Origin of the sequence: Oleiagrimonas sp. MCCC 1A03011 (genome assembly GCF_003267965.1) — a bacterium.
GTDB lineage: Bacteria > Pseudomonadota > Gammaproteobacteria > Xanthomonadales > Rhodanobacteraceae > Oleiagrimonas > Oleiagrimonas citrea.
The window spans coordinates 206,505-229,543 of sequence record NZ_MSPY01000004.1 but is presented as its reverse complement, the minus strand read 5'-3'; the positions used below and the strand labels follow the sequence as shown (position 1 = coordinate 229,543).

The following is a 23,039-nucleotide window of genomic DNA, read 5'->3' as shown; positions in this document are numbered from 1 at the left end:
TTGAATGCACCGTCACGCATCGATCACGAGGTATCCGCGATTCCATGCGTGGCATTTGGTACCCATGGTTGTCCCGGAGATGTACATGTCCCGCTCGCTGCAGCAAACCCTGAGCAAGGTGCCCGAGGTCACTCTCGGCTTCTGGATCATCAAGATCCTCGCCACCACCCTGGGTGAGACCGGAGGCGATGCGGTGACGATGTCGATGGGGTTGGGCTACCTGCTCGGTACCCTGATCTTCGCGGGCGTCTTCGTGGTGGCGGTGGTGGCGCAGATCCGGGCGAAGGGTTTCCAGCCGGCGCTGTACTGGTTCGCGATCATCGCCTCGACCACCGTCGGCACCACACTGGCCGATTTCTCCGATCGTTCGCTGGGCATCGGCTACCTCGGTGGGACGCTGCTGCTGTCGAGCCTGCTGGTCGCCTCTCTTGTCGTGTGGCATCGCGCGCTGGGTTCGATCAATGTCGCCACCGTGCGCACACCGCGAGCCGAGACGTTCTACTGGCTGACGATCATGTTCTCGCAGACGCTGGGCACGGCGCTGGGGGACTGGACGGCGGACAGCGCCCGGATCGGCTATGCCGGTGGCATCCTGATTTTCACCGGTCTGTTGGCCGTCCTTGCGCTGGCCTACTTTTTTACGCGGGCCAACCGCACCGCGCTGTTCTGGTTCGCCTTCGTGCTGACGAGGCCGCTGGGTGCGGTGGTCGGCGATTTTCTCGACAAGCCGCTGGCGCACGGCGGTCTCGACTTCAGCCGATACACCGCGACCGGATTGCTGCTGGCCGCTATCGTTATGCTGGTGGCGCTGCTGCCCCAGCGAGCCGCCAGCAAGGCGCATTGACGTAGCGTCCCGCGCAGAACGACTGGGTCATGCGGGTGGTTCAGGCCGCGCCGACATCCCGTTGCCGGAACCAGTTGGCGATGCTCATGCGCGGACGCGTTGGCGCGAGCACCTCATGGTCGAACTCGGCCGACAGGAACAGCACTAGGCGGCCGAAGGCGGGCAGGATGTCGCGATGCTCGTTCTCGGTCAGGTACAGCCGCAGCGCGCCGGCATCGGCCGGCGTCCACTCCCGGTTGAGATAGAGCACGGCGGAAAGCACGCGTGCGTCGTCATCGCGGAAGCGGTCGCGGTGTCGATCGTAGCGGGCGCCCGCCGGGTAGACGGCATAATGCGCTTCCAGTTCGTGCAGACCCAGAAGAAGGCGGCGATTGAGTGCGTCGCGCAGCTCCAGCATGCGTGCCAGATAGGCGCTCTGCGGCTCGCTGAATGTGTCGTCCAGCCAGCGGGTGCGGTCACTGCGCACGGCGGTGGCGAAGCGGCGATGATCGCCGCGACCGACGGCGGCGGGTTTGAGGCGCGATTGCGCATCGAGTTCGCGGCATTCGTCGGCCAGGGCATCGATCAGGGCCGGGTCGAACAGATGGTCGCATACGCACCAGCCGTCGCGCTCGATGGCGTCGGCCAGGGGCTGGAACTTCGAGGGTGTCGTGCCCATCTATGAAAGATATCCTGCCTCGCGATGGCGCGGCGTGGGCGCGCAAGATACGCTCTTCGCGGCCGTTTGCAACTGGAGATTCCATGTCCTTCGACCTGCCCAAGGCCACTCGGGCCCTGTTGATCGCCAATGTGGCGGTTTTTTTGCTGCAATTGCTGGCGAAAGACAACAGTAGCCTGATGCTGTCGCAATATTTCGCGTTGTGGCCGCTGGGGCCCGAACAGACCGGCATGACGCCGGCCGGCAATGTGGTGCATGTCGGTTTCCAGGTCTGGCAACTGGTGACGTACGGCTTCCTGCATGGCGGCGTGATGCACATCCTGCTGAACATGTACGGCCTGTTCCTGTTCGGCGGTGCGATCGAGCGCACGCTGGGTACGCGCAACTTCGTCATCTACTACTTCGTCTGCATGATCGTGGCGGCGCTGGCGCAACTGGCCGTGGTGCATTTCTTCACCGGCGGGTTCTACCCGACCATCGGCGCCTCGGGTGCGATCTTCGGCATCCTGCTGGCGTTCGGCATGATGTTCCCGCACGAACGCCTGCTGCTGATCTTCCCGCCCATCGAACTGCCGGCCTGGATGTTCGTCACCGGTTACGGTGCCATCGAACTGATCCAGGGCGTGCTGGGCACGCAGGCCGGCATCGCCCATTTCGCGCATCTGGGCGGCATGCTGGGCGGGTTCCTGCTGATCCAGTACTGGCGCGGCAAGTTTCCGATCAAGCCGAAGCGGCGCTTGATGCGTTGACGTGACCCCGTGTCCGGGTGCCGCGCGCAGGGCCGCCACGGCAGTCTGGCGGGCCGCCGGCGGCCACTGGCGGCAACGTGTCGTCACGGTAAACCGGCAGGAGCAGCAAACTTCCGGTGGTCCAACCGCCGCCGGAGCCTTGCCATGGAACATGACATGAAGATTTCGCCCTCCACCGTTCGTCGACTGCGTACTGAGCGCGGATGGTCCCAGGATCAGCTGGCCATCGCATCAGGGCTCAGCCTTCGCACGATCCAGCGCGTGGAGGCCGAAGGCATCACCTCCATGGCTTCGGCCGTGAGCCTAGCGGCGACCTTCGAGATCCAGTTGATCGAGCTTCAGGGCGAACCGGGTGTGCCGGGGAGCAGGAAGCCGCTGTTCGCCGGCCGTTCGCTGTTTCTGGGCATTGCCGTCATCACTTTGGCATCGCTCATCGAAGGGCTGCGGCCGCTCGACTTTTCGCAGGCCGGCTTCTTCATGACCATCATGGTTCTGGTGGTCCTTGTCGGAATGCTGGTCGCCTTGCCTGCCTTGGTGGAATTGGTCCGGAAGCGTCAGTTCATCGGTATTGCACTGGCGGTGATGGGCACGCCTCTGGTCACGCTGCTGGCTGCCGGCGTGATCTACGCGGTCGCGAGTGGGCGGATTCCGTCCTGGTACCTGTCCGCCATGGGTTTGTGCGGCGTGGGTCTGGTCATCATGGCGGCACGCGAGCTTCAGCGCACAGGCGGTCCCGGCAACACGTGATGGGTGCGCTCGCCCCGGCGCTGTCTTGGCGTCGAGGTTCCTTCCGGTTTCGATTGGCCCCCTCTGCTTTTTCGTGCGAGGGGGCTTGTGCTTAGCGCAGGGCCAGGAAGTCGGGGCTGGCCACGAGGCGCACGGCGTCCAGGCGCAGGCGCGCCTGCGGCAAGGCCTGTTCCAGTGCCGCCAGTTCGCCGGCAAGCTGGGCGATTTCCTCGTCGCGCACGCCGGGGTTGACCCGCTTGAGTGCGCGCAGACGTTGCAGTTCCTCGCCCAGCGTCCCGCGAGCGTCGGCCGCGGCCTGTTGCGCCAGCGTGTCGGCTTCGGTCCGAGCGATTTCCTCTGCGCGTTCGAGCATCGGCGGCACCAGCTGGGCGATGAATTTGCGGTAGCGGCCGAGGTCCGATTTGCGTTCGGCGGCGCGCTGCAGGGCTTCGTCCGACGGCTCGAAGCCGTTGCGCGCCTGCAGGCGGGTGTCGACGGTGGCGATCAGCGGCGTCGGCGGCAGGAAGCGCTCGGCGTCGAGGTGGCGATCGGCGATGCATTCGAGCACGAAGACCGCCTGCAGCAGCACGCTGCGCGGCGGCAGCTTGCCGTCGATCAGGAAGGCCGCGTTGCCGCTTTCCGAGGACAGCAGCAGATCGATGGCGCCGGCGACCATGGGGTGGTCCGGACGCAGTAGCGTCAGGTCCTCGCGCGACAGCGCGGCGCGACGGCTGAAGGTCGCCGACTGCGGCCCGTCGCCGAGGCCCGGGAAGGCGTCGGTGGCCAGATATTCGGGATCGAGCAGCACGCTGTCGGCGTCGAGTTCGTCGATATGCACGCCGAAGTGCTCCAGCAGGCGCTGGATGAAGGTATCGCGCACGGCGTCGCCGTCGGCATCGCTCAGCGCCTGTTCCAGTGCGTCGGCCTGCGGCGCACGTTGCGCGGCCAGCTCCAGCAGGCGGTCGCGGCCGTCCTGCATCACGGCAGCCAGTTCCTGGTGCGCGGCACGGGTTTCGTCGATCAGCACGTCCAGTTCCTGGTCGCGGCCGCCGCCGTCGCGGGCATGCGATTCGGCCAGTTGCACCAGGGTGTCGCCGAAGCGGCGCAGCAGCTCGCGGCCGTCGGCCGGGCTCTCTTGCAGACCGTTCACGGCTTCGTCGTGCCAGCGCGCCAGCATATGCTGTGCGCTGTCGGCGACGACCGGCACGTGCAGCACGATGTCGCGGCTCTGACCGATGCGGTCCAGACGACCGATGCGCTGTTCCAGCAGGTCTGGGTCCAGCGGCAGATCCCACAGCACCAGATGATGGGCGAACTGGAAGTTACGCCCTTCCGAACCGATCTCCGAGCACAGCAGCAGCCGCGCGCCCTCGGCCTGGGCGAACCAGGCCGCGTTGCGGTCGCGCTGCAGCAGACTGAGTCCTTCGTGGAAGCGCGCCACGCCGACGCCGCTGCGTGTGCGCAGGGCTTCTTCGATGGCGAGCACCTTGGCGCGCGTGCGGCAGATCAGCAGGAATTTCTCCTGCGGGTACTCTTCCAGCAGGGTCAGCAGGTCGTCGATGCGCGGGTCGAGCGCATAGTCGGGTTCCAGCTCGGCCGGCGGCTGCTGAATGTCGGCATGGAACTCGGTCAGCAGCGCCTGACGCGCGGTTTCGTCCAGCGTATCGGCATCCAGGACACGCACGTCGGGCAGGCGCTTGGGAAAGCCGCCGACGCTGGCGCGACGGTTGCGGAACATCACGCGGCCGGTGCCGTGGCGGTCGATCAGGGCGTCCAGCAAGGCGTCGCCGCTGCCTTCCGCGTCGGGGTAGTCGGCCAGCAGTGCGCGCGCGTCGTCATCGTCCTGCAGCGACTGTGCGAGCAGTTCGCGCTCCGCGTCTTCCAGCGCTTCGCCCGTGGCCAGCTTGTCGGCGGTGTGCGACAGGGCGACGAATCCGTCGGATTCGCGCAGATAGGTGTCCAGGTCGTGATAGCGGGCCGGATCGAGCAGGCGCAGACGGGCGAAGTGGCCGCTGCGGCCGAGCTGTTCCGGCGTGGCGGTCAGCAGCACGACGCCGGCGCTGGTCGCGGCCAGCTGTTCGACCATGGCGTAGCGCGGACTGGCGCGCTCGGGCGACCACTCCAGATGATGCGCCTCGTCGACGACCAGCAGATCCCAGCCGGCCGCCAGCAGTTGTTCCTGGCGGTTGGGAGCGTCGTCGAACAGACCGAAGCCGGCGATCACGCACTGCTCGTCCTCGAACGGATTGCGACCGTCGCCGGCCTGCTCGATGGCCTCACAGCGTTCTTCGTCGAAGATGGCGAAGGCCAGATTGAAACGGCGCAGCAGTTCGACAAACCACTGGTTGATGAGCGCGTCGGGCAGCAGCACCAGTACGCGCGTCGCGCGTCCGGAGGCAATCTGACGGGCCACGATCATGCCGGCTTCGATGGTCTTGCCCAGGCCGACTTCGTCGGCCAGCAGCACGCGCGGCGCGGGACGAGAGGCGGCCATGCCGGCCACGCGAAGCTGATGCGGGATCAGGTCGATGCGTGCCGACTTCAGGCCCCAGGCCGGCGAGCGGCGCGCGGCCGCGCGGCGTTGCAGCGCCTCGAGGCGCAGTTCGAACTGCGTGATCGGGTCGACACGGCCGCCAGTCAGCCGTTCATCGGCCTGCGAGATGCTCTGCTCGTCGTCCAGCTGGCCTTCATGCAGCTGGCGGCCTTCGCCGCGGTAGACCAGCAGGCCGTCCTCTTCCTCGATGCGCTCGACCACGAACGCGATGCCCTTGCCGGCGACGCGCTGGCCGACGCGGAATTCGGCGCGCACCAGCGGCGCGGAGTCCTGAGCGTAGGGGCGCAACACACCGGCCTTGGTGAACAGCATCTGCACGCCGCGTCCCTCGACGCGCAGAACGGTGCCGAGCCCCAATTCGGGTTCGGCGGTGGAGATCCAACGTTGACCGGGTTTGAACATCAGCACATGCAAGTTCGTCAAACCCGCAATTATCCGCGCTTGGGCGCATGGATGAAAGCATGCGTTTGCATTGCGTCGGGGACGGGCCGACTTCCGCGGCCTGAAACAGTGTCACGATCCGCCCTTGCGGCCGGAGTTTCGGAAACCAGGTCCGACGCACCGCAGGGAGAGTGAGCCATCTGCCGTTTGTTCCGGCATACAGTGAATCGTTCCGCTCAGGTCTCCGACCAGGCGCGGAGCAGGTTGTGGTAGACGGCGGTCAGCTGTACCAGTGCGCCGCGGTCGGCCTGTTCGTGCGTGAGGGTCTGGATGGCGGTATCGAGTTCCAGCAGCGTGCGCCGTCGCTGATCGTCGCGGATCAGGCTCTGTACCCAGAAGAACGCCGCCAGCCGGGCGCCGCGCGTGACCGGCGCGACCCGGTGAATGCTGCTGGCCGGGTACACGATCATGTCGCCGGCCGGCAGTTTCACTTCGTGCTCGCCGTAGGTGTCGCCGACGATCAGTTCGCCGCCGTCGTAGCGGTCCGGTTCGTCTAGGAACAGGGTGCAGGCGATGTCGCTGCGCAGCTGCGTGCCGTCGTCCAGACGCATCACCGCGCCATCGACGTGGTTGCCGTAGGTTCCGCCGCCGGCATAGCGGTTGAAGCGCGGAGGCAGGATGCGATGCGGCAGGGCCGCGGCGTGGAACAGTGGGCTGCGGCCGAGCGCCTGAAGGACTTCGGTCGCCAGTTCCTGACGCAGTGGCGAATGCTCGGCCAGCTGCTGGTTGCGTTTGACCTGTGCGCCCTGCGTGCCGACGGTCTCGCGACCGTCGGCCCAGTCCGCGGCTTCCAGGCGACGGCGCATAGACACCGCCTGGTCGGGAGTGAGAAGGCCGGGGATGTGAATGAGCATGGCGCGGCCTTCCTGTCAGAAGCGGACGTTGACGGTCAGCATCGCCGCGCGCGGCGTGCCGGGCGTGTAGCGGTAGCCGCTCTTGTTGATGGCGGCGACGTAGTGCTTGTCGAGCAGATTGTTCACGTTCAGGCGAAGGTCCGTGTGCCGGTTGAGCGGATAGCTGGCCACGGCGTCGAACACCCAGTAGGAACGGGTGAACTCCGGAGTGCCGACTGCGCCGTCATGACCGCGCTTGAGCGCACCCGCGTAGCGTGCGCCGCCGCCGAGGGTGAGATTGAACGGCAGGTGATAGGTGGTCCATGCGGTGAAGGCGCGCGTCGGCGTGTAGGCCAGATCGTCGGAACCGTCGTTGGCGACGGCGTCGCCGCGGGTCACGGTGGCGTCCATGGTGGTGAAGCCGGCGCTGATCGCCCAGTTCTCGGTGAGCTTGCCGACCGCGCTCAGCTCCACACCCTGCACGCGCTTGCGGCCGGTCTGCACGTACTGGAGGTCGACCGGGTCCTGTTCGACCTGGTTGGTGACCACGGTGCGGTAGACGGCTGCGGTCAGCAGCAGGCGGTCATCGATGAGGTTCCATTTCGTGCCCAGTTCGACGGTATGCGCCTTCTGCGGATCGAAATCGGGGTTGGCGGCATTGTTCGGGCGCGAACTGAGTGCAAGGGTATCGCCGCCCGGCGGCTGCTGCGAGACGGCGACGTTGGCGTACACGCTTCCGTTCTCGGCCGGCTTGTACAGCAGGCCGACCTTCCAGTTCGGCAGGTTGCCCTGCAGGCGCGTATCGAGTTCGGTGGTCGGCGTGCCATCGGCCAATCCGCCACAATCCGGGCCACGCCGGCCGCCGCAGGGCGCGACGCTGTGGAAGTCGGTGGTGTAGTGGTCCAGACGCGCGCCGAGGTTGAGCTGCCAGCGCGGGCCGAACTTCATGGTGTCGAACAGATAGGCCGACACGGTGTCCGTGCGACCCTTGCTCCAGCCGCCGGTTTCGCCGTAGTCGAGCGTGCCGACATACGGACTCGGATCGTACACGCTGACCGCGGGCCAGCTGCCGTCGCCGAGCGCGCCCAGCGCCACCGTGCTCAGTTCCTCGCGCGTGAATTCGATGCCCGCGCTGAAGTCGTGCTCGATCGCGCCGGTATGCAGCGTCCAGGTCAGGTGCGTCTGGTTGGTCGCGATGGCGTTTTCCTGATGCTGGAAGTTCGGCAATCGGCGCATGGTCCAGGTTGACGGGGCGGCGAGATCGGGCGTGTCCAGGTACTCGGCACGGCTCATGAACGAGGACAGCAGATAGTCCTGGCGTGTGCGGCCCCAGCGCGTGGTGTTGCGCAGCGTCGCGCGGTCGCCGAAGTCGTGCTCGACACGCACGGTGAACATGTCCGCCCGCACGTCGTCATGATCGGCAGTGGTGCCGTAGAAATTGCTCGGGTCCACCTTGGGCGCGTTCGCCAGTTCGGGGCGCGCCGGATCGGGGCTGCTGTAGCCGGGCAGACCGATGGTCGACACGCCGCCGTCGGGCACGTTGTCCTGCTTCACGTGCAGGTAGTCGATGTAGACGCGGGTCGGCGTGTCCAGGCCGAAGGCCAGCGACGGTGCGAAGCCCCAGCGGTTGTTCTCGACGCGGTCGCGGCCGGGCACGCCGCTGCGTTGGCCCATCAGGTTCAGGCGGAAGGCGCTGTGCTCGCCGGTCTGGCGGTTCCAGTCCACGGTGGCGCGCTTGCGGTCGCCGCTGCCGTAGCTCAGCGAGGCAGCGGTCGCGTTGGCGGCCATCGGCTGCTTGGTGATCATGTTGATGGCGCCGGTCGGCGCGGTACGGCCGTTGTCGGCGCCGGCCGGGCCTTTCAGCACTTCGACCTGGTCGATGTTGAAGACATCCCGCGAGATCGCGCCGAGATCGCGCACGCCATCGACGAAGATGCTGCCGGAGCTGTCGAAGCCGCGCATGTAGATGGCATCGCCGGTCTGCGTGCTGCCGTTCTCGCCGACGTAGAACGTGCCCACGCCGGGGCTGTTGCGCAGCACGTCGGTGAGCGTGGTCGCGCCCTGCTGGTTGAACAGGTCGCTGGAGATGACCTGCAGCGTCTGCGTGGTGTCCACGAGCGGCTGCGTGTACTTGTCCGAAGCGGATTTGTCGACCAGATAGTCGGGCAGCAGCGAGGCCCGGACCGAGACGCCCGGGAGCTTCTTGGCCTGCGCGATGGCGGCGGCATCGTCGGCGTGTGTCTTTTTCGGCGTCGCGGCGTGTGCGCCGACGCTGAGGGCGGGCAGGCCGAGCGCGAGGGCGCCAAGCATGCAGGTCATGCCGTTCGGCGTATTTCGGGGCGCGGCAGGGTGGAACTGGGAACGTGCGTGTTTACGGCTCTTGATGACAGCCATGCGGAAAATCCTTGTTGTCGTGGCGACTCGCGCAGGAGATCGCCGCGCCCGCACGTTGGCATGCATGCGCACAAGCGCATCCGGCTGAAGCAGGCAGGTGATTGGTTTCGGGGCAGGGCAGCGGTGGGGCCGTCGCCTGCGTAAGCAAAATATAGTAGCAATGAGAATGATTCGCAACATTAATATGTGGTTGTGCGATAGGACGCAGGCTGCGCTGTGCGCGATTGCGCTCGGATGGCTGCGGCTACGGCGCATGTCTGGACACAAAAAAGGGCGCCGCACGAATGCGGCGCCCTGAGTGCATTCCGTGGCGGAGTGCCACGGAACGCGGGTCTTACCAGATCTTCACGCGCTTGTCGGCCGGACGCACCATCTTGTCGCCGGGCTTGCACTGGAACGCCTTGGCGAAGGCCGGCATGTTGGACGGCGCACCGATGGCACGGAACTTCATCGGCGCATGCGGATCGGCGTTCAGCAGCACCATCTGGCGCTTCGGACGAATCTCGCCACGCCACACGCGGGCCCAGTTCAGGAAGAAGCGCTGGTCTTCGGTGTAGCCGTCGATCTTCTCGCTGGCTTCCTTCGGATGGTTCTTCATCGCCATCTGCAGGGCGTCGTAGGCGATGTTCAGGCCACCCAGATCGGCGATGTTCTCGCCCAGGGTCAGCTTGCCGTTGACGTGCAGTTTCGGGTGGTCCTTCAGCGGCACGTAGCCATCGAACTGCTGGACCAGCTTGTGGGTACGCGCGTCGAAGGCTTTGCGGTCGGCCTTGGTCCACCAGTTGTGCAGGTTGCCGCTGCCATCGAACTGGCTGCCCTGGTCGTCGAAGCCGTGGCTGGACTCGTGACCGATCACCGCGCCGATGCCGCCATAGTTGATCGCGTCGTCACCGTGTGCGTAGAAGAACGGCGGCTGCAGGATCGCGGCCGGGAAGTTGATCGTGTTGTCGGTCGGGTTGTAGTAGGCGTTGACCGTCTGCGGGGTCATGCCCCATTCCTTGCGGTCCGTGGGCTTGCCGATCTTGGCGATGTCGTAGTCGTAGTTGAACTTCTGCGCCGCCTCGAGGTTGGCGTAGTAGTTGTCCTTGGAGATTTTCAGGCCGTCCCAGCTGCGCCAGTTCTCGGGGTAGCCGATCTTGGGCAGGATCATGGACAGTTTCTGCAGCGCTTTCTGCTTGGTCTCAGGACTCATCCAGTCCAGGTTCTGGATGCGGTGCTTCAGGGCAGCCAGCACGTTGTGCACCAGCTGGTCAGCGCGCTCCTTGGCTTCCGGCGGGAAGTACTTCTTCACGTACAGCTGACCCAGGGCCTGACCCATGGAACCGTTGACCGCGCTCAGCGAGCGCTTCCACTGCGGACGCTGCTGCGGCTGGCCGCTGAGGGTCTTGCCGTAGAAGTCGAAACGGGCGTCGACGAACGGTTCGGACAGCGCGCTGGCGGCACCGGAGATGGCGTGCGCCTTCAGGTAGGCCTTCCACTCATTCATCGGGGCGGTGGCCAGCAGGTGATCGAATTCCTTGAAGAACTTCGGCTGGGACAGGGAGAAGCCCTTGTCGACGGTCACGCCCTGCGAGCTGAAGAAGGTGTTCCAGTTGAAGTGCGGCGTGACCTTGTTGGCTTCGGCCACGGACACGAAGTGGTACTGGTTCTTCGGGTTGCGCAGTTCGACGCGCGGCACCGAATGCTTGGCCAGGTCGGTCTCGAACTTCATCGCCAGTTCGGCCTGCTTCTTCGCCTCGGCCGGCTTGTCGCCGGTCAGTTCGAACAGCTTGCCCAGGTACTTGACGTAGGCTTCGCGGACGTCCTTGTGCTCGGACTTGGTGTAGTAGGCCGGTGTCGGCAGGCCCAGTCCGCTCTGGAAGGTGTATGCGATCTGCTGCTTGGCGTTCTTGAAGTCGGCGTCGGAGCCGAAGCTGAACACGCGGCCGTCACCCTTGGCGAAGGCCTTGTCCAGCCACGGCTGAAGATCCTTGCGCGACTGGATGGCGTCGATCGAGGCCAGGTCTGGCTTGATCGGATCGAAGCCGGCCTTGTTGCGCGCGTCCATGTTCATGGCCGAGCTGTACAGCCAGCCGATCTTCTGCTCGATGGAACCGGCCGGCGCGCTGTCGGCATTCTTGGCGGCGTCGTCGACCAGCTGGTGCTGGTCTTTCAGGCTCTTCTCGCGCAGTTCGTTGAACGAACCCCAGGAGGTCTGGTCGGCCGGGATCGGGTTGGCCTTCACCCACTTCGCGTTGACGAAGCCGTTGAAATCGGTGCAGGCGTTGATGTTCTTGTCCAGGTCCGCGATGTTGAATACCGGGGCGGTGGAGGCGCTGGCGGGCGCGTTGGACGTCATCGCAGCGGTCGAGGCCTTGGCGGGCGCGGCGTTCTTGGCGCTGTCGTCGCCGCCCTTGCTGCAGGCGGTGGCGGCCAGCGTCAGGCTCACGGCCAGCGCCAGCGGTTTCAGCATGTGCTTGTTCATCTAGGGGTTCTCCTCCGGATCAATGCGGGTAGGACAGTCGAGGGTGAATGCGGTGCGCAATGCCCCCGCAGTGGCACGCATTCCTGTTGTCCAGACTAGGGCAAAAGTCACGTGAGCATACAGTGTCGAAGGTCAGGGGTGCACGGCGCGCGGCCGTCGTTTCAGGCCTCAGGAAACGCTTGGCGGAACGGTGCTTCGGGCCTTCTTCTGTGCATCCGAGAGACCCGGCAGCGTGTCCGGCGCGACGGCGCCGCCGGAGATGATGAAGGCCATGGCCTGATCCATGGTCCAGTCGGTCGGCGTGAGCTGGTCGACGGGCACGACTTCGAGGTAGCCGCCGGTGGGATTGGGCGTGGTCGGGATGTATACCGCCGCCATTTCGCGATTGCTGCCTTCCTCGCGCATGACTCGGGTGACGAAACCCACCACTTTCATGCCTTCGCGCGGGAAATCCACCAGCACCACGCGCTGCACCTGGTCCGGGCGCGTCTGTAGCACGTTCATGAGCTTCTTGGTGCCGCCGTAGATGGTCTGCACCAGGGGAATGCGTTCGAGCAGGGTGTCGAAGGCGCTGAGCATGCGCTGGCCGATCACGCGGCTGGCCAGCAAGCCGAGTAGATACAGGGAGACGACCGTGAGCAGCAGAGCGAGGATGTTCAGTATCCAGCGCACGTTCAGCGCCTGCGCGAGATGCGGTGCGACCAGGCCCACCGCATTGAGTACGGCATTGACCAGCGGCGTGCCGAGGCTGGCCAGCAGGCCCAGTACGAACGAGAACACCAGCCAGGTCACCCACAGCGGCAGGAAGGTCAGCAGACCGGTCAGCAGGTAGCGTTTGAAGCGCAGCGGACGCATCTTCGGCACTCGGCGCGAGGGTGGTCCATTGTAGGCATATCAGCGACGCTTGCAGGAGCATGCCTGAGTGCCCGGACAGTGTGCGCGAAGCGGTCGCATGCGGCGTACTTCAAGGCTGGTCGGGTGTCGTCGCGTCCGATGCGGCTCGGCGCGCGTGCGGTTTGCGGCGAACGTACAGTTGCTTGCGCACCCGCGCCACCAGTTCGCCGTCGTTGTCCGTGACATCCACTTCGAACCATCGCAGCACCTTGCTGCCGTCCGCGGCTTCGGTACGCAATGCCTCGACGGTGTCCGGGTGCAGCCGGAAGTGGGCATGCACGTCGCTGCGTCCGGGTGCGACGAAGTCGATGGCGCCGGCCTTGTCCCACACGTAGTAGTCGCGGCCCAGGCGGTGCATCGTCAGCAGCATCCAGAACGGATCGGTCATGGCGAACAGGTTGCCGCCGAACTGGGTGCCGACATAGTTGCGGTTCCACGGACGCAGTTTCAGCGTGACCCGCGCCTCGCTCCAGTCTTCGCTCACTTCGCGCACGCGGATGCCGTTGAACAGGAACGGGGGCCAGAAGTTGAGCAGGTGACGAAGAGTGCGGGCGCGCATGCGGATCGATCAGGCGTAAAGGAATGCTCACCATACCCTTGCGTATGGTTTCTTGTCACCTTGGCTTCGATCTGTGCGAAGGGGCTGGCTGGATGGCATGGAGTCATCACGCGCCGTGCCTGTGCGCGGCGCGTGCGGGCGTGAGGCTTCAGAACAGGATCGAAGCCATGCGCCGGCGATAGTCGCCGACCAGTGCGCTGTCCTCGAGAATCTGGAACGCGGCCAGCAGACGCTGGCGTGCCAGACCCTCGTTCCAGTCGCGCTGATGTCGAAGGATGTGCAGAAACTGGTCGAGGCCTTCGGCCGGCGCGTCGCCCAGCGTCAGGCGTACGCCCAGCAGGTCGCGTGCCGACCAGTCCTCGGGATCGGCTTCGATGCGCTGGCGCAGGGCGTCGGCATCCGGGGCGTCGTCGAGAGCCTCGGCCAACTGCAACTGGCCACGAAGCCTGGCAGTGCGGTCGTCGGTGGCGAGGTTGGCGGGCAGGGCGTCGAGCGCGGCACGCGCCGCGTCGAAATCGCCGGCGCGCAGCTGCGCCAGGGCGAGATCGAGCTTCAGGCTCTCGTCGTCGGGACGCGCGGCCATCTCGGCACGGATGCGCTGCACGGCGTCGGCGGCGGATTCGGTTGTGCCCTCCGGCGCGTCGCTATCCAAGTCATCCGGGGTCTCGATCAGCGAGGCCGGCTCGACATGCTTGGACAGGAATTCGCGCAGCTGGCCTTCCGGCAGCGCGCCGGCGAAACCGTCGACCGGGCGGCCGTCCTGGATCAACGCCACGGTCGGCACGCTGCGGATGCCGAACATGGCCGCCAGTTCCTGGTTGGCGTCGACGTCGATCTTGGCCAGCCGGAAGGCGCCGTTGTATTCGGCGGCGAGTTTCTCCAGCAACGGCCCCAGCGCCTTGCACGGGCCGCACCAGGTGGCCCAGAAGTCGATCAGGATCGGTGTCTGCGAGGATGCCTGCAGGACTTCGGTCTCGAAATTGTCTGGGGTGACGTCGAAAACGTGTGCGTTCGTGCTCACGGGAGCTCCGGGAGAATGGGATGAGCCAACAGATCGGGGCGAAAATGGCCTACATCAAGGTAACGCATCGGCGGATGGCGATGCATACGCCATGTGTTCAGCGCAGCGCGCATGCGCTTGTTGGATAATCGCGGCATGGATTCGGCCGTTCACACACTGGTGATCTGCGAGCATTGCGATGCCGTGCACCGCAAGCACGATCTCGAGCGGGGCGAGGTCGCGCGCTGCGTGCGCTGCCAGGCGGTGCTGTATCGCCGGCCATGGCTGAGTCTGGACAGCATGTTCGCGCTGGCGCTGGCGGCGGCGATCACGTTCCTGATCGCCAACATCTGGCCGATCGTGACCCTGGAGCTGAACGGGCATACCAGTTCGGCCACGCTGTGGAAGGCCATCATCACGACCTGGCACGACGGCATCGGCGTGGTGTCGGTGCTGGCCGCGCTGATGCTGTTCTTCTTTCCGATGATGCAGGTGCTGCTGTTCGCCTGGGTGCTGGGCTTCCTCCGTGTGGGACGGCGTCCGCCGGGTTTCATCCACATCATGCGCATGCTGCATGCGATTCGCCCGTGGAGCATGATCGAGGTGTTCATGCTGGGAACGCTGGTCGCCGTGGTGAAAGTGGGCGACATCTTCGAGGTGGTCCTGCAGCCGGGTATCTGGGCATTCGCGGCCCTGACGGTGCTCCTGGCGCTGGTCGCGTCGTTCGACGTGCGCCGCATCTGGGTGCTGAAACGGGAGTGCTGCGGATGAGCGAGGCGCACATTCCCACGGCCGGCGAGCTGGGCATCATCGCCTGCCACTGTTGCGGGCAGCTCTGCCAGCACGTGCATGGAGACATCTGCTGCGCGCGGTGCGGCGCGCGCCTGCATCGGCGCAAGCCGAACAGCCTGGCGCGCTGCTGGGCGCTACTGATCGCGGCGATGATCCTCTACATTCCGGCCAACGTGCTGCCGATCATGCTCACCGGCTCGCTGTTCGGGAAAGAGAGCAACACCATTCTCAGCGGTGTGGCCGAACTGTGGCGTGCCGGGTCGTGGGATCTGGCGGTGATCGTGTTCGTGGCCTCGATCATGGTGCCGCTGCTGAAGTTCGCCGCACTGCTGGTGTTGCTGATCAGCGTGCAGCGCCGCAAGGCCTGGCGCACGCGCGGGCGGGCGCATCTGTTCCGGCTGGTCGAGGGCATCGGATACTGGTCGATGCTGGACGTGTTCGTGGTCACGCTGCTGGTGGCGCTGGTGCGCTTCCAGCTGACCCAGGTCGACCCGGGGCCGGGCGTGGTGTACTTCGGCTTGGTGGTTGTGCTTACCATGCTGGCCTCGATGAGTTTCGACCCGCGGTTGATCTGGGACCACGCCGTGACCGAAGACGAAAAGAAATCACAGGAAGCCGAGCATGACCGAGCGTGAGCCGTACGGGGACTCCGAGCATCTGCCGTCCCCGGAAATCGCCCGGCGTCGGCGCTGGCAGCTGCCGCTGATCTGGCTGGTGCCGGTGGTGGCCGCGGTGATCGGTCTGTCGCTGGTGGTGCACGCCTACTTGTCGGAAGGTCCGGCGATCACCATCAGCTTCAAGACCGCCGAGGGCATCGAACCCGGCAAGACCGAGGTCAAGTTCAAGAATGTGGTGATCGGCAAGGTCCACACCGTGACGCTAAGCCAGGACCGCAGCACCGTCCTGGTGCACGTGGATCTGGAAAAGCGCTACGACTATTTCGCCAGCGAAGGCAGCCGCTTCTGGGTGGTCCGGCCGCGGGTCGGGCTGGGCGGCGTGTCTGGATTGAGCACGCTGCTGTCCGGTGCCTACATCGGCGCCGACACCGAAAATGGCAAGCGGCACGACGATCGCCGGAGATTCAAGGGGCTGGAGACGCCGCCGCCGCTGACGCACGGCGAGCCGGGCAGCACGTTCACGCTGAACAGCGACGATCTGGGGTCGCTGGACATCGGTTCGCCGGTGTACTTCCGACGCATCCAGGTCGGACGGGTGGTCAGCTACCGCCTCGACGAGGACGGCAAGGGTGTGCAGCTGCAGGTGTTCATCGATGCGCCGTACGATCGCTACGTGAGCAAAGAGAGCCGTTTCTGGAACGCCAGCGGCGTCAACGTCGCCGTCGACGCGGGCGGGCTGAAGGTCAACACCGAGTCCCTGGCCACGGTGGTCGCCGGCGGCATCGCCTTCCAGGCGCCGGGGTACATCCGCCACAGCGAACGTGCCGTGGCGGGAACCCGCTTCGAATTGTTCGACACGCGTGACAAGGCGATGCAGCCGCCGGACGGACCTCCGCTGTGGCTGCACATGCGCTTCCACCAGTCGGTGCGCGGCCTGTCCAAGGGAGCGCCGGTCGATTTCGAGGGGATTTCGCTCGGTGAGGTCAAGCGCATCAGCGTCGAATACGATCCGGTGAAGAAGCGCTTCCCGGTCGATGTCACGGCGGTGATCTATCCGCAGCGTCTGGGCCGCGCCCACGAGCAGTTCGCCAAGCGCATCGGCGATGCGTACGAGAAGAATCCCGGGCTGGGGCTGGCGGTGTTGGTCAAGCACGGACTGCGCGCGCAGCTGCGCAGCGGCAATCTGCTCACCGGGCAGCTCTACGTGGCGCTGGACTTCTTCCCCAACGAGGCGCGCAAGGTGCTCGATCCGAAGCAGCGGCCGCTGCGCGTGCCCACGGTGCCGGGCAGCTTCGACCGCATCCAGGAGCAGGTCGCGCACATCGCCGATCGCCTGGACAAGGTGCCGTTCGATCGCATCGGTCAGCATCTGGATCAGAGCCTGCAGGGCATCGATGCGCTGCTGAAGCAGTTCAACGGCAAGCTGGCGCCGCAGGCGAGCGAGACGCTGAAGCAGGCGCAGACCACACTGCGTTCGCTGGATGGAAGCTTGTCCGGCGATTCGCCGCTGCAGCAGAACCTGGGCCAGACCCTGCTGCAGGTGCAGCGCGCGGCGCGCTCGCTGCGCGTGCTGACCGACTACCTGGGGCGTCACCCCGAGGCGCTGCTGCGCGGCAAGCGCAATAACGCGCCGCCGCCGGAAGCGCCGCCCGCGCCGACGAATCTGGCGCCGACGAACAAGGAGAAACAGCCATGAGTCTGCGCATGCGCCATTTGCCCGGTGTCGCCGTGCTGCTGCTTCTGACGGCATGCGCCTCGGCGCCGACGCAGTTCTACACGCTGGTGCCGCAGACGACGGCGAAGTCCGTCGTTACGCCTGCGGACTACCGGGTCGCCGTGCTGCCGGTCACCATTCCGGCCCAGATCGACCAGCCGCAGATGGTGGTGCGGCAGAGCGATGATCGGGTAGCCCTGCTCGAGGGTGAGCAGTGGATCGGTCCGCTGGGCGATCAGATTCGCGCGGCGGTTTCCGATCGGTTGGCGCGCGATCTCGATGCTGTGGACGTCCACGGTCTGCCGCAGGCGGATACCGGCAAGGTCTACCGCATCAAGGTGGATGTGCGCCGTTTCGAGTCCGTGGTCGGGCGGTACGCCCAGATCGACGCTGCCTGGAGCGTGCGCGAACGCGGTGGGCACGGCGAAACGCTCAGCTGCAGCAGCTCGCTGAAGGAGCCGGTCGCCGACGGCTACGCCGCGCTGGTGCATGGCCACCAGCAGGCCTTGGCGGCCCTGTCCGACCGCATCGCCGGTGCCGTGCGCGCACTGGCCGCGGGCGGCGTGCCGGATTGTCCGCAGTAACGCGCTTGCCGCCGTGATCCCGGGACGCGAACCGCGCACCTGATTCCGGGTTCCGAGGGCGTGCCGAAAAGCGCATGGCGAGGCGCTGCACGCACCGACAGGCTTGGCGCTCCCAGGGCGCTGCGGTACGCTGCACGGTCCTGTCGCAGTCCGCTGCGCGCCGCCTTTTTCGAAGATCAACGGTATGTCCGACACCTACGAACCGCAGGCGGTGGAAACCGCCGCTCAGGACTTCTGGAACCGCACGCACGCCTTCGAGGTGAGCGAGGACGCCTCGAAAGAGAAGTTCTACTGCCTCTCGATGCTGCCGTATCCGTCCGGTGCGCTGCACATGGGGCATGTGCGCAACTACACCATCGGCGACGTCATCAGTCGCTTCCAGCGCATGCAGGGCCGCAACGTGCTGCAGCCGATGGGCTGGGACGCGTTCGGACTGCCGGCCGAGAACGCCGCGATCAAGCACAAGACCGCGCCGGCGAAATGGACCCGTTCCAACATTGCCCACATGAAGGGGCAGTTCGCACGCATGGGCTTTGCCTACGACTGGTCGCGCGAGTTCGCCACCTGCGATCCGGACTACTACGTGCACGAGCAGCGCATGTTCGTGCGCCTGTTCGAGAAGGGTCTGGCCTACCGCAAGAATTCGGTGGTGAACTGGGACCCGGTCGATCAGACCGTGCTGGCCAACGAGCAGGTCATCGACGGCCGCGGCTGGCGCACCGGCGCGCTGGTCGAGAAGCGCGAGATTCCGCAGTGGTTCCTGAAGATCACCGACTACGCGCAGGAGTTGCTGGACGGCCTGGACACGCTGGAAGGCTGGCCGGATGCGGTCAAGACCATGCAGCGCAACTGGATTGGCCGCTCCGAGGGGCTGGAGATCCGTTTCGACGTGGCCGGCGGCGACGACTCCCTGACTGTTTTCACCACGCGCCCCGACACCTTGATGGGCGCGACCTACGTCGCCGTCGCCGCCGAGCATCCGCTGGCGATGCAGGCGGCAAAGGACAACGCCAAGTTGGCCGAATTCATCGAGATCTGCCGCCAGGGCGGCACCTCCGAGGCCGAGCTGGAGACGCAGGAAAAGCGCGGCATGGATACCGGCCTGGAGGTCGTGCATCCGCTGACCGGCGAGAAGCTGCCGATCTGGGTCGCCAACTTCGTGCTGATGGGCTACGGCACCGGCGCGGTGATGGCGGTGCCCGGTCATGACGAACGCGATCACGAGTTCGCGCAGCAGTACGGGCTGCCGATCAAGATGGTGGTGGTCGACGGCGGCGTGGTCGACGCCCTGAAGGAACTCCAGCACGATCTGGCCGCCGGCGTCGGCGCCGATCCGTTGCGCAATGCCCTGCGCGGCACCCACACCGATGCCTACGACGCCAGCACTGCCGTGCGCGTGGTGGAAGCGTTCGAGCATCGCGTGCTCGAGGTCGAGGCGTTCACCGAGCACGGCACGCTGGTCAACTCCGGCGATTTCGATGGACTGAATTTCCAGGGCGCCTTCGACGCCATCGCGGCGAAACTGGAAGCCGACGGCCGCGGTGCGCGCAAGGTCAACTGGCGTCTGCGCGATTGGGGCGTCAGTCGCCAGCGCTACTGGGGCTGCCCGATTCCTATCGTGTACTGCCCAACTTGCGACGTGGTCCCGGTGCCCGAAGACCAGTTGCCGGTGCGGTTGCCGGAAGATGTCGCCTTCACCGGCGTGAAGTCGCCGATCAAGTCCGATCCGGACTGGCGCAAGACGACGTGCCCGAAGTGCGGTGGTCCGGCCGAGCGCGAGACCGACACGTTCGACACCTTCATGGAATCGAGCTGGTACTACGCGCGCTACACCAGTCCAGGCGCTGCCACCCAGGTCGACGAGCGCGCCGATTACTGGCTGCCGGTGGATCAGTACATCGGCGGCATCGAGCACGCCATTCTGCATCTGCTGTACTTCCGCTTCTATCACAAGCTGATGCGCGACACCGGGCTGGTGCATTCGGACGAGCCGGCCAAGCGGTTGCTGTGCCAGGGCATGGTTGTCGCCGAGACGTTCTATCGCGAGCAGGACGACGGTTCGAAGCTGTGGTTCAACCCGGCCGAGGTCGAGGTGCAGCGCGACGAGAAGGGCCACGTCAGTGGCGCGGTGCTGAAAAGCGACGGCGAGCCGGTGACCATCGGCGGCATCGAGAAGATGTCGAAGTCGAAGAACAACGGCGTCGATCCGCAGGTGATGATCGACAAGTACGGCGCCGACACCGTGCGCCTGTTCTCGATGTTCGCCGCGCCGCCAGAGCAGTCGCTGGAATGGAACGAGGCCGGCGTCGAGGGCATGGCACGCTTCCTGCGCCGGTTCTGGCGCGAGGTCGCGGCGCATGCCGGGCAGGGCGCCACGGTGGCCGTTGATCCGGCATCGCTGGATCGCGCGCAGAAGGAACTCCGCCGCCTGACGCACGAGACCATCCGCAAGGTCGGCGACGACTACGGTCGCCGCCAGAGCTTCAACACGGCCATCGCCGCGCTGATGGAACTGCTCAACCACGTCAACAAGTTCGACGACGACAGCGAGCAGGGACGCGCCGTGCGCGGCGAGGCGCTACAGGCGATGGTGCTGCTGCTCAATCCGATTACGCCGCATACCAGCCACGCGCTGTGGCAGTTGCTGGGGCAGCCGGAATCGCTGATCGAGGATCAGCCCTGGCCGCAGGTCGACGAGGACGCGCTCAAGCGTGATGCCGTGACGATGGCGGTGCAGGTCAACGGCAAGCTGCGCGGCACGATCGACGTGGCGGTGGATGCGTCGCGCGAAGACATCGAGCGACTGGCGCAGGACCTGCCGGGTGTGCAAGCCTTCACTGAGGGCAAGACCGTGCGCAAGGTGATCGTCGTGCCCGGCAAGATCGTCAACATCGTGGTGGGCTGAAGATGGACAAGCGCTGGTTGCGTGTTTCCCTGTGTGCCGGAGTATTGCTCCTGCTGAGTGCGTGCGGTTTCCATCTGCGCCGCGGCGCGCAGCTGCCGCCGGGCATGGGCAAGATCCACTTGACCGTGAACGGCAGCGGTGACCTGCAGCGCGAACTGGCGCGCACACTGGAGAGCGCGGGGGCGACGCTGGTCGACGAGTCCGGCCCCGGCGTGGCCGAATTCCGGGTGCCGGTCGCGCGTTTTCGCCGCAATGCGCTGACGTTCACGGGCCGAGCGCGCGTGGGCGAGTACGCCGTGCGCTACGAGGTGCGTTTCAATGTAACTGACAGCCAGGGCAGGGTGCTGGTGCCGCTGCAGACGATCCGGCTCTCGCGCGAGTTCACCTACGATGCGAGACAGCCGATCGGGACCGAGGCGCAGACCGAGGAGATACGCAGCAGTCTGGTCAGCGACGCCGTGCAGGCCGTGCAGTTCCATCTGCGCGCCGCGGCTGAGCGCGCGACCGCTGCCGTCCCTGCCGCGTCGGCGTCGGCCATGCCGGCCGGCGCGGCGTCCGCCGTGAACTGATTCCGCACCGCATGCCCGTACCCGCCGCCCGCTGGCCGCAACAGCTCAAGGCCGACACCCTGCAGCCGGTCTACCTGCTGGTGGGCGAAGAGATGTTGGTGCTGGAAGCGGCTGATGCGCTGCGCGCCCGGGCGCGTGAACTCGGCTACACGGAACGGGAAGTGCTGAGCGTCGAGTCCGGGTTCGACTGGGACGATCTGGCACGCGCCGGAGCCGGCATGTCGCTGTTTGCCAGTCGACGCATGCTCGACCTGCGTCTGCCCACCGGCAAGCCCGGACGCGACGGCAGCAAGGCGCTGACCGCCTATTGCGAAAACCCTCCGCCGGACACGGTGCTGCTGGTGACCTGCGTGACCTGGTCGAAGAAGCACGAGGGTGCGTGGAGCAAGGCGCTGGACAAGGCTGGCGTGCAGGTCGTGTTCTGGCCGCCGCGGCCGCACGAGATGCCGGCCTGGATCGGCGCGCGCCTGGCTCGGTACGGCATTCAGGCCGAAACGGCGGCACTGTCCCTGTTGGCCGAGCGCGTCGAGGGCAATCTGCTTGCCGCGGCGCAGGAGGTCGACAAACTGGCGCTGCTGCACAGCGGTGGGCGCATGGATGCCGCGACCATGGAGAGTCTGGTTGCCGACAGCGCGCGCTACGATATCTTCCGGCTCAGCGATGCCGCCTTCGGCGGCGATGCGGCCCGAGCGCTGCGCGTGATGCGCGGACTGCAGGCCGAGGGCGAGGAGCTGATTCCGATGCTGGGCTGGCTGGTCAGCCAGCTGCAGATCGCATTGCGGTTGGCTACAGCCCCGGATTTTGCCGCGCAGGCTCGCGCCGAGCGTCTGTGGCAGGCGCGCGAACAGCTATTCCGACAGGCGCTTCGGCGTGCTCCACGCGAGCACTGGCAGGCTTGCCTGGCCCAGGCGGCCCGGATCGACCGCATGAGCAAGGGGCGCGAGGGTGGCGACCCGTGGCGCGAGATGCAGCGGCTGGTCGCGCGCATCGCCGATCCGCGCGGTGCGCGAGCGCTGGCGAGCGCATGAAGCCGGTCGCGATCTTCGGCGGCACCTTCGATCCGGTGCATCTGGGTCACCTGCGTGCGGCGTGGGAAGCGGCCGAGTACCTGGATGCCGACGTGCGCATGATGCCGGCGCGGGTACCTCCGCATCGTCCCCCGACCCGCGCCAGCGCCGCACAGCGCGAGGCTTTGCTGCGCGCCGCGCTGGAAGGCCAGGATCGGCTGTGCATCGATACGCGCGAATTGCAGCGCGAGGGGCCGTCCTACAGTGTCGACACCCTGCGTGATCTGCGCGCCGAGCTGGGCGCGCAGCGGTCGCTGGTGTTGCTGGTGGGGGCCGATGCCTTCGCCGGACTGGACCGCTGGGACCGCTGGAAGCAGCTGTTCGAGCTGGCGCATATCGGTGTCCTGACGCGTCCGGGCCTGCGTTCCGAGCACAGCGCGGCGCTGCGTGAAGCCGTGGAGCCGCGACGCATCCAGGACCGCGAACGTCTGCGCGACGCCCCACAGGGCTTCGTGATTGATGTACCCGTGACCGCGCTGGACATCTCCGCCAGCGCCATTCGAGCGCAATTGGCCTCCGGTCGCGTGCCGCGCTATCTGCTGCCGGAAGCGCTGCTGCGCGATCCGGCGCTCCTGAACGTCTATCGCGACTGAAACACGGTTGTCCGCGGCTGGCGGTATACTGCGGGCGAACGCGCCGGCCGGCGCGTCTGACCGAGGTGTAAACCACTTGTCT

19 protein-coding genes are annotated in these 23,039 nt (G+C 66.3%); 11 read left to right on the top strand and 8 right to left on the bottom strand.

Going from position 1 to position 23,039, the window contains the following annotated elements; genetic code table 11:
* Positions 1-85 precede the first annotated feature (85 nt).
* Positions 86-844 carry a hypothetical protein gene (locus BTJ49_RS10365; protein WP_113065394.1) on the top strand — a complete coding sequence of 253 codons (759 nt, stop codon included), beginning with the start codon at positions 86-88 and terminating at the stop codon, positions 842-844.
* A gap of 40 nt (positions 845-884) precedes the next feature.
* Here BTJ49_RS10365 and BTJ49_RS10360 read toward each other — a convergent pair whose 3' ends face one another.
* Positions 885-1,502: a 2OG-Fe(II) oxygenase gene (locus BTJ49_RS10360; RefSeq protein WP_113065315.1), complete on the bottom strand. Its 618-nt coding sequence runs from the start codon at positions 1,500-1,502 to the stop codon at positions 885-887.
* An 83-nt stretch (positions 1,503-1,585) separates the two neighbouring features.
* Here BTJ49_RS10360 and BTJ49_RS10355 point away from each other — a divergent pair, with 83 nt between their 5' ends.
* Positions 1,586-2,251 carry a rhomboid family intramembrane serine protease gene (locus BTJ49_RS10355; RefSeq protein ID WP_113065314.1) on the top strand — a complete coding sequence of 222 codons (666 nt, stop codon included), beginning with the start codon at positions 1,586-1,588 and terminating at the stop codon, positions 2,249-2,251.
* A 156-nt stretch (positions 2,252-2,407) separates the two neighbouring features.
* Positions 2,408-2,998, top strand: a complete 591-nt coding sequence (locus BTJ49_RS10350) for a helix-turn-helix transcriptional regulator (protein ID WP_113065393.1) — start codon at positions 2,408-2,410, stop codon at positions 2,996-2,998.
* Positions 2,999-3,089: 91 nt separating this feature from the next.
* Here BTJ49_RS10350 and rapA read toward each other — a convergent pair whose 3' ends face one another.
* The 7 genes from rapA to trxA all read right to left on the bottom strand — a co-directional run bounded on the left by rapA (position 3,090) and on the right by trxA (position 14,137).
* A complete protein-coding gene (rapA, locus tag BTJ49_RS10345; protein ID WP_113065392.1) occupies positions 3,090-5,933 on the bottom strand; it encodes an RNA polymerase-associated protein RapA in 2,844 nt (947 codons plus the stop codon).
* 215 nt (positions 5,934-6,148) lie between these two features.
* Complete coding sequence (locus tag BTJ49_RS10340; protein ID WP_113065313.1) at positions 6,149-6,826, bottom strand: Fe2+-dependent dioxygenase; 678 nt, start codon at positions 6,824-6,826, stop codon at positions 6,149-6,151.
* 15 nt (positions 6,827-6,841) lie between these two features.
* Positions 6,842-9,115 carry a catecholate siderophore receptor Fiu gene (locus BTJ49_RS10335; RefSeq protein ID WP_343125528.1) on the bottom strand — a complete coding sequence of 758 codons (2,274 nt, stop codon included), beginning with the start codon at positions 9,113-9,115 and terminating at the stop codon, positions 6,842-6,844.
* A gap of 418 nt (positions 9,116-9,533) precedes the next feature.
* On the bottom strand, positions 9,534-11,663 hold the full coding sequence (locus tag BTJ49_RS10330; RefSeq protein ID WP_113065311.1) for a M13-type metalloendopeptidase: 2,130 nt from the start codon (positions 11,661-11,663) through the stop codon (positions 9,534-9,536).
* A 168-nt stretch (positions 11,664-11,831) separates the two neighbouring features.
* The gene (locus BTJ49_RS10325) at positions 11,832-12,518 is read right to left on the bottom strand and encodes a DUF502 domain-containing protein (protein WP_113065391.1); all 687 of its coding nucleotides are present in this window, start codon (positions 12,516-12,518) and stop codon (positions 11,832-11,834) included.
* A 109-nt stretch (positions 12,519-12,627) separates the two neighbouring features.
* A complete protein-coding gene (locus tag BTJ49_RS10320; RefSeq protein WP_113065310.1) occupies positions 12,628-13,116 on the bottom strand; it encodes a DUF4442 domain-containing protein in 489 nt (162 codons plus the stop codon).
* A 148-nt stretch (positions 13,117-13,264) separates the two neighbouring features.
* Positions 13,265-14,137, bottom strand: coding sequence for a thioredoxin (gene trxA / locus BTJ49_RS10315; protein WP_113065309.1), 873 nt, complete (start codon positions 14,135-14,137; stop codon positions 13,265-13,267).
* A gap of 135 nt (positions 14,138-14,272) precedes the next feature.
* Here trxA and BTJ49_RS10310 point away from each other — a divergent pair, with 135 nt between their 5' ends.
* From BTJ49_RS10310 to nadD, 8 genes are all read left to right on the top strand, one after another.
* Positions 14,273-14,887, top strand: coding sequence for a paraquat-inducible protein A (locus tag BTJ49_RS10310; protein WP_113065390.1), 615 nt, complete (start codon positions 14,273-14,275; stop codon positions 14,885-14,887).
* Positions 14,884-15,543 (top strand): paraquat-inducible protein A, encoded by a 660-nt coding sequence (locus BTJ49_RS10305; RefSeq protein ID WP_113065308.1) that lies wholly within the window; start codon positions 14,884-14,886, stop codon positions 15,541-15,543. Before BTJ49_RS10310 ends, BTJ49_RS10305 begins: the two co-directional genes overlap by 4 nt.
* On the top strand, positions 15,530-17,221 hold the full coding sequence (locus tag BTJ49_RS10300; RefSeq protein ID WP_113065307.1) for an MlaD family protein: 1,692 nt from the start codon (positions 15,530-15,532) through the stop codon (positions 17,219-17,221). Before BTJ49_RS10305 ends, BTJ49_RS10300 begins: the two co-directional genes overlap by 14 nt.
* A complete protein-coding gene (locus BTJ49_RS10295; RefSeq protein ID WP_113065306.1) occupies positions 17,218-17,823 on the top strand; it encodes a PqiC family protein in 606 nt (201 codons plus the stop codon). The genes BTJ49_RS10300 and BTJ49_RS10295 overlap by 4 nt, the downstream gene beginning before the upstream one ends.
* Positions 17,824-18,007: 184 nt before the next feature.
* Complete coding sequence (gene leuS / locus BTJ49_RS10290; protein ID WP_113065305.1) at positions 18,008-20,728, top strand: leucine--tRNA ligase; 2,721 nt, start codon at positions 18,008-18,010, stop codon at positions 20,726-20,728.
* 2 nt (positions 20,729-20,730) lie between these two features.
* Entirely contained in the window at positions 20,731-21,297 is a 567-nt protein-coding gene (gene lptE, locus BTJ49_RS10285) for an LPS assembly lipoprotein LptE (protein WP_113065304.1), read from the top strand.
* 11 nt (positions 21,298-21,308) lie between these two features.
* Positions 21,309-22,325, top strand: coding sequence for a DNA polymerase III subunit delta (holA, locus tag BTJ49_RS10280; RefSeq protein WP_113065303.1), 1,017 nt, complete (start codon positions 21,309-21,311; stop codon positions 22,323-22,325).
* Positions 22,322-22,957 (top strand): nicotinate-nucleotide adenylyltransferase, encoded by a 636-nt coding sequence (gene nadD / locus BTJ49_RS10275; RefSeq protein WP_113065302.1) that lies wholly within the window; start codon positions 22,322-22,324, stop codon positions 22,955-22,957. Before holA ends, nadD begins: the two co-directional genes overlap by 4 nt.
* Positions 22,958-23,039: the final 82 nt, after the last annotated feature.